This is a genomic window from Pseudomonas sp. ADAK13, from assembly GCF_012935715.1.
Lineage (GTDB): Bacteria > Pseudomonadota > Gammaproteobacteria > Pseudomonadales > Pseudomonadaceae > Aquipseudomonas.
Map to the genome: position 1 here is coordinate 5,670,631 of NZ_CP052860.1, position 12,508 is coordinate 5,683,138.

The window sequence follows — 12,508 nt, forward strand, 5'->3', positions numbered from 1 at the left end:
GCTTCAGGGTTTTGGGTGGCTGCTGAGGATGTCCAGCAGCAGCGATTCGGAGTCGTTGAGGTAGCTGGCGAGGGCTTCGCCGGCGGCTTGTTTGTGGCCGTCCACCAACAGGTCGTGGATCTGCCGGTCACGTTCCAGCCAGGGCCTCTGGAAGGTTTCCTCGCTGGGCGCGTTGGAAAACACCAGGCGCATCTGGGCCGCAATATGGGTGAAAAACTCGTCGAATAACGGGCTGCGCATCAGCCCGACGATGTGTTGGTGAAACCGCAGGCTGTGGGTACCGAAGGCTTGCCAGTTCTCGCGGTCCTGGGCCAGTTGCGCGGCCTCGATGGCTTCCAGCATCAGGTCGGACTGGTACTCGCGCAGCGGCTTGCTGGCGGCAATCGCTTGCAACTCCAAGGTGCGCCGCACCTTGAAGATGTCGCGCACTTCATCCACCCCCAGGCGGCGCACGATCACGCCTTTATTGCGCACGTAACTGGTCAGGCCTTCACGGCCCAGGTGGTGCAAGGCTTCGCGCACGGTGTTGCGCGACGCGTTGTAGGCGTTGACCAGGTCGCTCTCCACCAGCGGCATGCCGGGCAGCAGGCGGCCGCCGATGATGTCTTCGCGCAGTTCGATGGCAACCTGGTCGGCCAGCGACAGGCTGGGTTCCTTGGCTTGACTCACGGTGGGGCTCCTTGGGCTCACGCCAGTTGGACGTCTTTGAGGAACTTGGTCATGCGTTCGCTGCGTTGTTCGAGCATGTCACGGGGTGCGGCGTCCTGGATAATCTCGCCGCCTTCCATGAACACCACGCGATCGGAAAGCTTGAACGCGAAGTTCATTTCATGGGTGACGATGACCATGGTCATGCCTTCGCGGGCCAGTTCTTCGATCACCGCCAGCACGTCGCCCACCAGTTCCGGGTCGAGGGCCGAGGTGGGCTCATCAAACAGCATCACCGAAGGCCGCATCGCCAGGGCCCGGGCAATTGCCACGCGCTGCTGTTGGCCGCCGGACAACTGGTGCGGGTATTTGCCGGCGTGCTCCAGCATGCCCACCTTGCGCAGCAGGGCGAGGCTCAACAGGCGCAGTTCTTCGCCGCCGCCGTGGGCATGGTAGACGGGCGCCAGCATCACGTTCTCAAGCGCGGTTTTGTGCGGGAACAGGTTGAACCCCTGGAACACCATGCCCACATGCACGATGCCGCGCATATGCACCTTGTGGCCCAGTGCGCCTTGCGGCTCCCGGGTACCGCGCAGGAACGGCTGGCCTTGCAGGGTGATTTCGCCCCGGTCCAGGCTTTCGAGGCCGTTCATGGTGCGAATCAGCGTGGTCTTGCCTGAGCCCGACGGGCCGATGATCGACACCACCTCGCCCCAGCGCACATTCAGTTCAACGCCCTTGAGCACTTCCAGGTCGCCATAGGCCTTGCGCACGGCGCGGGCCTGCAAGGCGAACTCGCCAGGCTCGGCCTGGCCGGCTGCACGCCGTGTCGCCACCCCGTCGAGTTCGGCGGGGGCGATGGCCTTGGGTTTTCGGCGGGTCACGTCCAGGTGGTTTTCCAGCACCCGCAACAGCCAGCTGAACACCGTCACGATGAACACGTAATAGAACGCCACGGCCAGCATGGTCTCCATCACCAGGAAGTTCTGGGTGTAGAGCTGTTGGCCCACCAGCAGGATTTCCGAGAGCGAAATCACTGACACCAGCGAGGTGAGCTTGACGATAGTGATGTACTCGTTGGCCAGGGTCGGCAGTGCCACCCGCAGCGCCTGGGGCACCACAATCAAGCGCTGCACGCCGCGATAACCGACGCCCAGCGCCTTGCCGGCTTCGCGCTGGCCCTTGACCACCGCCAGCAGGCCGCCGCGATGGATCTCGGCAATGTAGGCCGCCTCACTCAGCACCAGGGCGATCAGGCCCGCCGAGTAAGGGTTGGACAGCACCACGCTGGTGGACGGAAACACCTGCGGCAGGTTGTAGACGAAGATCAGCAGGACCAGCAACGGCAGGCTGCGGAAGAACCAGATGTAGGCGCCGGCGGAGTCCCGCAGCCAACGGCGTTCCGACTGCCGGGCCAGCGCCAGGAAAAACCCCAGCACAATGCCCAGCAGCCAGGTTTCCAGGCTCAGTTCAACCACAGTGCCGACGGCTCGCCAGAAGTCGCCGTTCCATAACAGGCCCAGGGTGTAGTGCCAATCGAATTGCATACGTGTGCTCCGTGTTTCAGTTACCCAGTGCCGCACTGATCTCGGCGGCGTTCGGCTCGGCCAGGTTGTAGCGCGCCAGCAGCTTGCCGTAGCTGCCGTCCTGCTTGATCTGGCTCAGGGCGCCGGTGAGTTCCTGGAGCAGCGCCGGGTTTTCCTTGCGCACGGCCAGGCCGACCACCACCGGGTAGATCAACTCGTTGGAGCTGATCACGGTTTTGCCTTGCAGTTTTTCCACGGTGATCTTGGCCACCGCCGCGTCTTCCATCTGCACATCCACCGCCTGGGCCAGCAGGGCCTGGGCGGCTTCCGGCGAGGTCGGGAACTCGCGGGATTCAATCGCCGGCTTGCCCGCTGGGAGGCAGTATTCAGCCGAGACTTTGTTCAGTTTCGGCACCCAGGAGGCGCCCTTGATCGAACCGACGCGCTTGCCGCACAGGTCTTCCGGACGTTGGGGCTTGAAGTCTCCGGTGCTGAGCACCATCAGCGAAGAACCGGTCTTCAGGTAGCTGAGGAAATCCACCTGCTTGGCGCGTTCGGGCGTGACATACAGCGCCGAGGCCACTACGTCGAAACGTTGCGCGTTGACGCCGAGGATCAGGTTGGCGAAACGGGTGTCGAGAAAACGCGGTTTCACCCCCAACTGCTTGCCCATCAACTGCATGAACTCCGGGTCGAAACCGGCCGGCGTCTTTTGCTCAAGGTAGGTGTAGGGCGGGTAGGTGAGGTCAGAGCCGATCGACAGCTCGCCCGGTTTGAGGGTGCCTTTGATCTCGGCCGCCGACACTAGCGGCGCCACACACGCCAGGGTGATCGCTAGCCCCAGGGTGCGCATGGTGTTCTTGCCCGTCAGACCTTTTTGCATGTTCGTCGCCTCGGTTGCTGGATACAGGGGGGTGATTTGGATTGTTCAACAATCCTGTATTAGCAAGTAAGCGGTTATCGTGCCAACTAATGGTTTTTCGAGGTTTCTGATGGGTTTCGACGCGTGAGAGAGCTGTTTTTTGTAAGCGCGCACACCAATTCGGGGCAATTCGTTACCGGGCGCCACGTTGTGAGGCAGGCATTTCGCGGACCATAAAGGACGCACTTATTGATAAAGTGCCGATTCAAAATCGTGGGTGACCCGCAATGACGTCGACCTCCCAACGCCGCTCAACCCTGATTGCCTTGCTGGTCGCCGTCACCTTCTTCATGGAGAACCTCGATGCCACGGTGATCGCCACCGCATTGCCGGACATCGCCAAGACCTTCGGCGTGGGCGCGGTGGACGTGAACATCGGCATGAGCGCCTACATGCTTGCCGTCGCGGTGTTCATTCCCATCAGCGGCTGGCTGGCGGACCGCTTTGGCTCGCGCTTGGTGTTCGGCTGGGCGATCGTGCTGTTCAGCCTGTCGTCATTGTTGTGCGGCTTGAGCGACAGCCTGCAGACCTTCGTCGCCGCTCGCGTGTTGCAGGGCATCAGCGGGGCGATGATGGTGCCGGTAGGGCGCCTGGCGGTGTTGCGGGCTACCGAGAAAAAAGACTTGGTACGGGCGATTTCATTTATCACCTGGCCTGGTCTGGTGGCCCCGATACTTGGGCCGCCGGTAGGCGGTTTTATCGTCACTCACGCATCTTGGCCGTGGATTTTCTACCTCAACCTGCCGCTGGGCCTGTTGGCATTGATCGCCACGCGGATGTTGATCCCCAAGCATGACGAGGTCGATTCCAGGGCGTTCGATTTCAGGGGCTTCCTGCTGGTGGGCGTTGCCAGTGCGGCGCTGCTGTACGGTGTCGAACTGCTCGGTCAAAGCCGTGGCAGTTTGTTACAGGGCCTGTTACTCAGCGGTGCAGGGGTGATGCTCGGTGCCTTTGCCTGGCGCCATATGCGCCGGCATGCCCAGCCGTTGATGGCGCTGGGTGTGGTGAGCGTGCGCACCTTCAGCGTGTGCCTGTGTGGCGGGTCGGTTTTCCGGGTGGCCATCAGCACTTTGCCGTTCCTGCTGCCGTTGATGTTTCAACTGGCCTTCGGGCTGTCTGCCTTCGATGCGGGGTTGCTGGTGCTGGCGGTCTTCGCGGGCAACCTGGCGATGAAACCCTTTACCACCTCGGTCATGCAGCGTTGGGGCTTCCGCCCGGTGCTGATGATCAACGGCATCCTTGGCGTACTGGCGATTGCGGCGTGTGCATGGCTGGATGAGCGTATGAGCTGGGCGCTGATCCTGTTCATTCTGTTCGTGGGCGGCCTGTCACGCTCGATGCAGTTCACCTTGTTCAACACCCTGGGGTTTGCCGATATTCCCAAGGCGCAGATGAGCGACGCTTCAACCTTGTTCAGCATGTTCTTCCAACTGAGCATGGCCATGGGCGTGGCGATTGGCGCGCTGTTGTTACGTTTTGCCATGAATTTACACGGCAACACCGGGCAGTCCGCGACCGCCGATTTCCAGCTGACGTTTCTGTGGGTGGCGGTGATCGCAGGCGTGGCGTTGCTGGATAACCTGCGGCTGCCGCCCCGGGCGGGTGAGTCGGTGCTGCAGCGAAAGTGAACCACGATACCTTCGGGGTATGAAGCCACACCTATTGAATATTGGACGGCCTGCATCCCCGGCATCACCCTGCGTTGAAGTAGGGCTTTAGGGGCCAATAATAATAAAAGAGGCGCAACCATGACCGTGCTATTGAGTGAGCGCAGCCAGATATTTGATCGTGCCGATGCCTATGTGGTGTCGGATTATGTCAACCAGCATGTGGGCAGCCACCGCATCCGCTTGCCCCCGAAGGGGCGCCCGCAGGCCAGTATCAGCCATCGGACCTTTTCCAGCCTGGACCTGTGCCGTATCAGCTACGGCGCTCCGGTCAGGGTGACGTCGGTCGCGCTGCAAACGATTTATCACCTGCAGATCCTGCTCAACGGCCATTGCCGCTCGGCCGCCCGTGGCGAGGAGCAGGTATTCGGGCCGGGGGAAATCCTGCTGATCAACCCGGATGACCCGGTGGACCTGACCTATTCCGCAGACTGCGAAAAATTCATCATCAAGCTGCCGGTTCGCCTGTTGGAAAACGCCTGCCTGGAGCAGCACTGGACGCTGCCCCAGGATGGCATCCGGTTCGCGGCGACGCGCCATGTGCTGACCGAAATGGGCGGATTCCTGCCGTTGCTCGGGCTGATTTGCCACGAAGCCGAAAATGCCGCAGAGCCCGAACTGCAAGGCCTGTATGAACGTGTCGTCGCCAACAAGCTGCTGGCGCTGCTGGGCAGCAATGTGCTGCGTGTGATGCCCCGGCCCGATCAACGTGGCGGCTTTGAAGCGGTGCGCGAGTTTATCGAGGAGCATCTGACCGCGGACATCAGCATCGAACAACTGATGGCCATCGCCAAGGTCAGCGAGCGCTCCTTGTATACCTTGTTTGAACGCCAGGTCGGCGTTTCGCCACGTGACTATATTCGCCAACGCAAACTGGAGCGGGTGCACGCGGTATTGCTGCGGGGCAGCGCGCGCAGCGTCACCGAGGTGGCGCTGGACCACGGGTTCGTGCACCTGGGACGCTTCTCCGAGGCCTATCGCAAACGCTTTGGCGAGCTACCTTCCTACACCTGGAAGCGCCGACTTGCGCCAGGCGGATAACGAATTGCAGCCAGCGGATATTGACGGGTAGGGCAAGCACATAAGGTGGAGGGGCCTGATACAAGAACAACCGAGGGCCTACCCCATGATCAGCACATTCGACCGACTCGCCCGACAATTGCGCGACTCCGTCCAGGAAGATCCCGCCACCGGGGTGTTCCGTTGCCGCCGCGACATCTTCACCGACCCCGACCTGTTCGACCTGGAGATCAAGCACATTTTCGAAGGGGGTTGGGTCTACCTGGCCCATGAAAGCCAGGTGCCAGAGATCAACGATTACTTCACCACCTGGATCGGCCGCCAACCCGTGGTCATCACCCGTGATAAACAAGGCACGCTGCACGGCCTGGTCAACGCCTGTGCCCACCGTGGCGCCATGCTCTGCCGCCGCAAACAAGGCAACAAAGGCTCGTTTACCTGCCCGTTCCACGGCTGGACCTTCAGCAACGCCGGCAAGCTGCTCAAAGTGAAAGACGCCAAGACCGGCGCCTATCCCGACAGCTTCGACTGTGACGGTTCCCACGACTTGAAACGCCTTGGCCGCTTTGAAAACTACCGCGGCTTCCTGTTCGGCAGCCTCAGCGAGACGGTACCGGAACTGAGCGATTACCTGGGGGAAACCCGGGTGATCATCGACCAGATGGTCGATCAGGCACCGCTGGGCCTGGAGGTGCTGCGGGGCAGTTCGTCGTATGTCTACGACGGCAACTGGAAGCTGCAGATCGAGAACGGCGCCGACGGCTATCACGTCAGTTCTGTGCACTGGAACTACTCGGCGACCATGGGCCGGCGCAACTATGAAGCCGAGGGCACCCGTACCGTGGACGCCAATGGCTGGTCGAAAAGCCTGGGCGGCGTGTACGCCTATGAGCACGGCCATATCCTGCTGTGGACGCGCCTGCTTAACCCTGAAGTGCGCCCGGTGCATGCCCACCGTGAGGCGTTGGCCGAGCGCCTGGGCCAGGCGCGTGCTGACTTTATCGTCGATCAAACCCGCAACCTGTGCCTCTACCCGAACGTGTACCTGATGGACCAGTTCTCCACGCAAATCCGTGTGGTGCGGCCGATCGCGGTCGACAAGACCGAAGTCACCATCTACTGCATGGCACCCAAGGGCGAAAGTGCCGAGGAACGCACCAGGCGCATTCGCCAGTACGAAGACTTCTTTAACGTCAGCGGCATGGGTACCCCAGACGACCTGGAAGAATTCCGCGCCTGCCAGACCGGCTACCAGGGCGCGACCACCCTGTGGAATGACCTCAGTCGCGGCGCGAAACAGTGGGTCGAAGGCCCTGACGAAAACGCCCGGGCCATGGGCATGAACCCGCAGCTCAGCGGCGTGAAAACCGAAGACGAAGGCCTGTTCGTGCGCCAGCACGCCCATTGGGCGCAAAGCCTGCAACGTGCGATCCAGCGGGAGCAACAAGGCCTGATCGCCACGGACAAGGAGGTGCTGTCATGAGTGCTTCCCGTGACCGCCTGCTGGACTTTCTGTACCGCGAAGCCCGCCTGCTGGACGACCGCCAGTGGGACGAATGGCTCGAATGTTACTCACCCAAAGTCGAGTACTGGATGCCTGCGTGGGACGACCACGACACCCTGACCGAAGACCCCCAGAGCGAAATTTCGCTGATCTATTACCCCAGCCGTGACGGCCTGGAAGACCGGGTGTTCCGGATCAAGACCGAGCGCTCCAGCGCCAGCACCCCGGAGCCTCGCACCGCGCACCTGATCACCAACCTCGAAGTACTGGCCGATGACGGCCAGAACGTGGAACTGCGTTTCAACTGGCAGACGCTCAGTCATCGGTACAAGACCACGGATACGTATTTCGGCACCTCGTTCTATCGCCTGGACATCAGCGCCGACCAACCGCTGATCACACGCAAGAAGGTCGTGCTGAAGAACGATTACATCCACCAGGTCATCGACATCTACCACATCTGAGGACGCGCCCATGACGTACTCCATTGCCCTGAACTTCGAGGACGGGGTGACCCGTTTCATCGACTGCAAGGTGGGTGAAAAGGTCCTCGACGCGGCCTTTCGCCAACGTATCAACCTGCCCATGGACTGCTCGGACGGGGTGTGTGGCACCTGCAAATGCCACTGTGAAACCGGTGCCTACGATTTGGGTGACGACTACATCGAGGACGCCCTGAGCGAGGATGAAGCCAGTGAACGCCAGGTACTGACCTGCCAGATGGTGCCGCAATCGGACTGCGTGATTGCCGTGCCGGTGGCGTCCGGCGCCTGCAAGACCGGCACCGCGCAGTTTGCCGCGACAGTGGCGAGCATTACCCGGCACGCCGATGCGGCCCTGGAGGTGAGTTTCGAACTGGACCAGGCGCCGGTATTTCTGCCGGGCCAGTACGTGAATATCAGCGTGCCCGACAGTGGGCAGACCCGCTCGTATTCCTTCAGCAGCCGTCCTGGCGACAAACGCGCCAGCTTCCTGATCAAGCATGTGCCCGGCGGTTTGATGAGTGGCTGGCTGGAACGTGCCCAGCCGGGGGACGCCGTGCCGATGACCGGGCCGCTGGGCAGTTTTTACCTGCGTGAAGTGGCGCGGCCCTTGTTGCTGCTGGCGGGCGGCACCGGGTTGGCACCGTTCCTGTCGATGCTGGAAGTGCTGGCCGAACGTCGGGAAACCCGGCCGGTCACGCTGATCTACGGCGTGACCCGGGACCAGGACCTGGTAATGGTCGAGGTGCTGGAAGCCTTCGCCAAGCGCCTGCCCACCTTCAGTTTTGTCACCTGCGTGGCGGACCCACAGACCGCGCACCCCCGCCAGGGCTATGTCACCCAGCACATGGCTGCCGATGTGCTGAACGACGGCGACGTGGACGTGTACCTGTGCGGCCCGCCACCGATGGTCGACGCGGTGCGCCAGCACTTCAAGCAGCAGGGCGTCACCCCCGCGAGTTTCCACTACGAGAAGTTCACCCCCAACGCCATCGTCACCGGCGATGCCGCCTGAGGAGTCCCCATGAGTCTACGTTTTAATACCCGGGTTGCATTGGTCACCGGCGCCGCCCAAGGCATCGGCCGGCGTGTTGCCGAGCGGTTGCTGGAAGAGGGCGCCTGGCTGGTGGCGGTCGATCGCTCGGAACTCGTGCATGAATTGCAGCATGAGCGGGCGCTGATCCTCACCGCCGACCTGGAACAGCACGCCGAGTGCGCCCGGGTGATGGCCGCCGCGAAGGCGCGCTTCGGGCGTATCGACATTCTGGTAAACAATGTGGGCGGCACCATCTGGGCCAAACCGTTCGAGCACTACGCAGAGAATGAAATCGAGGCTGAAGTGCGCCGCTCGCTGTTCCCGACGCTGTGGTGCTGCCATTGCGTGTTGCCCTACATGCTGGAGCAAGGCAGCGGCGCCATCGTCAATGTCTCGTCCGTGGCCACGCGCGGGGTGAATCGCGTGCCCTACGGCGCCGCCAAGGGCGGCGTCAATGCCCTGACCGCATGCCTGGCCCTGGAGACCGCCGGCAGCGGCATACGGGTCAACGCCACCGCACCGGGCGGCACCGAAGCGCCGCCACGGCGTATCCCGCGCAACAGCCAGCCCCAGAGCGACCAGGAGCGCGTCTGGTACCAACAGATTGTCGACCAGACCCTCGGCAGCAGCCCGATGAAACGCTACGGCAGCATCGACGAACAGGCCGGCGCGATTCTGTTTCTTGCCTCCGATGAGGCTTCCTACATCACCGGCGTCACGTTGCCGGTAGGAGGCGGCGACCTCGGCTGACCCACCGCTGTACCTGCAGACACTGACTCACAACAACAATAATGAGAGCACTGCCATGCGTACCCATGACGTCAATTCGATTATCGATAACGCCCGTTTCAACCGTTTCCACTGGCTGGTGGTCAGCCTGTGTGCCTTGCTGTTGATCTTTGACGGTTATGACTTGTTCATCTACGGCGTGGTCTTGCCGTCGATCATGAAGGAATGGGGCCTGACGCCCTTGCAGGCCGGCGCGCTGGGCAGTTATGCGCTGTTTGGCATGATGTTCGGGGCACTGGTCTTCGGCAGCCTTGCCGACAAGTTCGGTCGCCGCAAAGGCATCGCCATCTGCTTTGCCTTGTTCAGCGTCGCCACGGTGATCAACGGCTTTGCCAGCAACCCGACTGAGTTCGGGATCTGCCGGTTTATTGCCGGGCTTGGCTGTGGCGGCCTGATGCCCAACGCGGCCGCACTGATTACCGAATACGCACCGAAGAAAATGCGCAGCATCCTGATGGCGGTGATGTTCGGCGGTTACTCGCTGGGCGGCATGCTTTCGGCCGGCGTGGGGATTTTCATGCTGCCGCGTTTTGGCTGGCCGTCCATGTTCTTCGCGGCGGCGATCCCGCTGTTGCTGATGCCGTTGATTGTGTATTGGCTGCCCGAATCCATCGGCTTCCTGATTCGCCAGGGCCGCAAGGAACAGGCGCGTGAGCTGCTCAAGCGCCTGTCGCCTGATACCCGGATCGAACCGGACGATGAGCTGCACGTCAGTGCCGGCAAGGGCAAGGGCGCCTCGGTGCTGGAGTTGTTCCGCCACGGCCTGGCCTTGAGGACGGCGGCGATCTGGGTCGCGTTTTTCTGCTGCCTGTTGATGGTCTATGCCCTGAGTTCCTGGCTGCCCAAGCTGATGGCGGGTGCCGGTTACAGCCTGGGGTCGAGCCTGTCGTTCCTGCTGGCGCTGAATTTTGGCGGCATCGCCGGGGCGCTTGTCGGTGGCTGGCTGTGTGACCGGCTTAACCTGGTGAAGGTGGTGATCGGTTTCTTTATCGCCGCGCTGGTCTCCATCAGCCTGCTGGGGATCAAGAGCCCGATGCCGGTGCTGTACCTGCTGATCTTTTTTGCGGGCGCCACCACCATCGGCACGCAAATCCTGTTGTACGCCGGCGCCGCACAACTCTATGGCTTGAACATTCGAGCCACCGGCCTGGGCTGGGCTTCCGGCATCGGCCGCACCGGCGCCATCGTCGGCCCGCTGCTGGGCGGCGCGCTGATGGGGATTGAACTGCCGCTGCACCTGAACTTCATGGCCTTTGCCATCCCCGGGGCCATCGCCGTGCTGGCGATGACGGCGTATGCGCTGAATGAGCGTCGAGGCCGGCTTGGGGTGATCGCCGCCCCGGCGCAGTAACTGTCGATAACAATAACCAAGAGCAACGACATGAAGACACAACGTATCTGGCTGTCCCTGCTGGGCATGCCCCTTGCGGCGACGGCGGCCGAGGGTGGTTTTATCGAAGGTTCCACGGCCACCTTGCAGGCCCGTAATTACTACTTCAGCCGCGATTTCTCGGACATCGTCGGGGCCAACAAACAGTCGAAGGCCGAGGAGTGGGGCCAGGGTTTTATCCTGACCTACAAATCCGGCTACACCCCAGGGCCCGTCGGTTTTGGTTTGGATGCACTGGGCACCCTGGGCCTCAAGCTCGACAGCAGCCCGGACCGCGCTAATACCGGCTTGCTCCCGGTCAAGGGCGATGGCAGCGCGCCGGACGATTACAGCCGTTTGGGGTTGACGTTCAAGGCCAGGTTCTCAAAGACGGAGTTGAAGGTCGGCGAACTGCAACCCAACCTGCCGGTGCTGGCGTTCAGCGATATCCGCCTGCTGCCGCCGAGCTATCAGGGCGTGAGTGTCAGCTCCGGTGAAATCGCCGGCCTTACGCTGCAGGCCGGGCACTTGACCACCACCAGCCTGCGCAACGAGGCCGGCGACGAGAAGATGATCGCCATGCTCGGCCACGTGCCGCAGCGCGGCGCTGAAAGTGATGCGTTCAACTACGTCGGCGGCGACTACGCCTTCAACACCAACCGCACCACGCTCAGCTACTGGCGCGGCCAGTTGAAAGACATCTATCGCCAGGACTTTGTCGGGCTCAAGCACAGCCAGCCAATGGGCGACTGGGTACTCGGCGCCAACCTGGGTTACTACGATGCCCGGGAAGACGGCGACAAACTGCTCGGCAAGATCGACAACCAGGCGTTTTTCTCGCTGCTGTCGGCGAAGCATGGCGGCCATATCTTCTACGTCGGTTACCAGGCCATGTACGGCGACAGCGCGTTCCCACGGGTCTTCGCCAACATCTCGCCATTGGGCAATGAGGTGCCCACCTACGAGTTCGCCTACACCGACGAACGCTCCTGGCAAGCGCGCTATGACTACGACTTCGCTGCGCTGGGCATTCCCGGGCTGACCACCACCGTGCGCTATATCACCGGTAACAACGTGACCACCGGCGCCGGTTACGAGGGCAAGGACCGCGAGCGCGACCTGGATATCGGGTATGTGGTGCAAAGCGGCACCTTGAGTGGCCTGGGTATTCGGGTGCGCAACGTCATGGCGCGCTCGAACTACCGCAGTGATATCGACGAGAACCGGCTGATCCTCAGTTACACCTGGAAACTGCTTTAAACGCCGCCCTGGCAAGTACCCATGACCTGGTAGTTGACGGTGTGGCGCACGCCCTGGCTGTCGAGATAAACCATCGTCGCCGGTTCCACCTGGCAACTGCCGGGCACGGGTGTGATTGAAACGATGCGCTGGATGTCCGGCGCTTCATTGCTGCCGGCCGCCATGGCGCCGGTGGCGGTGAACAGCATGATCAGACTGAGCCATTTGATATTCATGATGAGTCCCTCTGTGAGTAGGGTTCATTTTAGTGATTGCCCCGCCGGGATAAAGACAGGAACAGGTGAA

General features: G+C 61.9%; 12 protein-coding genes. 8 read left to right on the forward strand and 4 right to left on the reverse strand.

Annotated elements, in window-relative coordinates; genetic code table 11:
* Positions 1 to 3 precede the first annotated feature (3 nt).
* From HKK54_RS26145 to HKK54_RS26155, 3 genes are read right to left on the reverse strand one after another with little or no spacing between them, the layout of a single operon-like run.
* Positions 4 to 669, reverse strand: a complete 666-nt coding sequence (locus HKK54_RS26145) for a GntR family transcriptional regulator (RefSeq protein WP_169388316.1) — start codon at positions 667 to 669, stop codon at positions 4 to 6.
* A gap of 17 nt (positions 670 to 686) precedes the next feature.
* Complete coding sequence (locus HKK54_RS33810; protein ID WP_169388317.1) at positions 687 to 2,195, reverse strand: amino acid ABC transporter permease/ATP-binding protein; 1,509 nt, start codon at positions 2,193 to 2,195, stop codon at positions 687 to 689.
* Positions 2,196 to 2,211: 16 nt separating this feature from the next.
* Entirely contained in the window at positions 2,212 to 3,057 is an 846-nt protein-coding gene (locus tag HKK54_RS26155; RefSeq protein ID WP_169388318.1) for an ABC transporter substrate-binding protein, read from the reverse strand.
* A 266-nt stretch (positions 3,058 to 3,323) separates the two neighbouring features.
* Here HKK54_RS26155 and HKK54_RS26160 point away from each other — a divergent pair, with 266 nt between their 5' ends.
* The 8 genes from HKK54_RS26160 (at position 3,324) to HKK54_RS26195 (ending at position 12,223) form a co-directional block, all read left to right on the forward strand.
* Complete coding sequence (locus tag HKK54_RS26160; RefSeq protein WP_169388319.1) at positions 3,324 to 4,724, forward strand: DHA2 family efflux MFS transporter permease subunit; 1,401 nt, start codon at positions 3,324 to 3,326, stop codon at positions 4,722 to 4,724.
* A 120-nt stretch (positions 4,725 to 4,844) separates the two neighbouring features.
* Positions 4,845 to 5,804 carry an AraC family transcriptional regulator gene (locus tag HKK54_RS26165; protein ID WP_010169463.1) on the forward strand — a complete coding sequence of 320 codons (960 nt, stop codon included), beginning with the start codon at positions 4,845 to 4,847 and terminating at the stop codon, positions 5,802 to 5,804.
* Positions 5,805 to 5,889: 85 nt separating this feature from the next.
* Entirely contained in the window at positions 5,890 to 7,266 is a 1,377-nt protein-coding gene (locus tag HKK54_RS26170) for a Rieske 2Fe-2S domain-containing protein (protein ID WP_169388320.1), read from the forward strand.
* Positions 7,263 to 7,751 carry a benzoate 1,2-dioxygenase small subunit gene (benB, locus tag HKK54_RS26175; protein ID WP_010169459.1) on the forward strand — a complete coding sequence of 163 codons (489 nt, stop codon included), beginning with the start codon at positions 7,263 to 7,265 and terminating at the stop codon, positions 7,749 to 7,751. Before HKK54_RS26170 ends, benB begins: the two co-directional genes overlap by 4 nt.
* Positions 7,752 to 7,761: 10 nt before the next feature.
* Positions 7,762 to 8,784 (forward strand): benzoate 1,2-dioxygenase electron transfer component BenC, encoded by a 1,023-nt coding sequence (gene benC, locus HKK54_RS26180; RefSeq protein ID WP_169388321.1) that lies wholly within the window; start codon positions 7,762 to 7,764, stop codon positions 8,782 to 8,784.
* A gap of 9 nt (positions 8,785 to 8,793) precedes the next feature.
* Positions 8,794 to 9,555, forward strand: a complete 762-nt coding sequence (locus HKK54_RS26185; RefSeq protein ID WP_010169455.1) for a 1,6-dihydroxycyclohexa-2,4-diene-1-carboxylate dehydrogenase — start codon at positions 8,794 to 8,796, stop codon at positions 9,553 to 9,555.
* Between the two features lie 55 nt (positions 9,556 to 9,610).
* A complete protein-coding gene (locus tag HKK54_RS26190; protein WP_169388322.1) occupies positions 9,611 to 10,945 on the forward strand; it encodes an MFS transporter in 1,335 nt (444 codons plus the stop codon).
* A 30-nt stretch (positions 10,946 to 10,975) separates the two neighbouring features.
* Positions 10,976 to 12,223, forward strand: a complete 1,248-nt coding sequence (locus HKK54_RS26195; RefSeq protein ID WP_169388323.1) for an OprD family porin — start codon at positions 10,976 to 10,978, stop codon at positions 12,221 to 12,223.
* Here HKK54_RS26195 and HKK54_RS26200 read toward each other — a convergent pair.
* On the reverse strand, positions 12,220 to 12,438 hold the full coding sequence (locus tag HKK54_RS26200) for a DUF2790 domain-containing protein (RefSeq protein WP_169388324.1): 219 nt from the start codon (positions 12,436 to 12,438) through the stop codon (positions 12,220 to 12,222). The two genes, HKK54_RS26195 and HKK54_RS26200, sit on opposite strands and share 4 nt — an antisense overlap.
* Positions 12,439 to 12,508 lie beyond the last annotated feature (70 nt).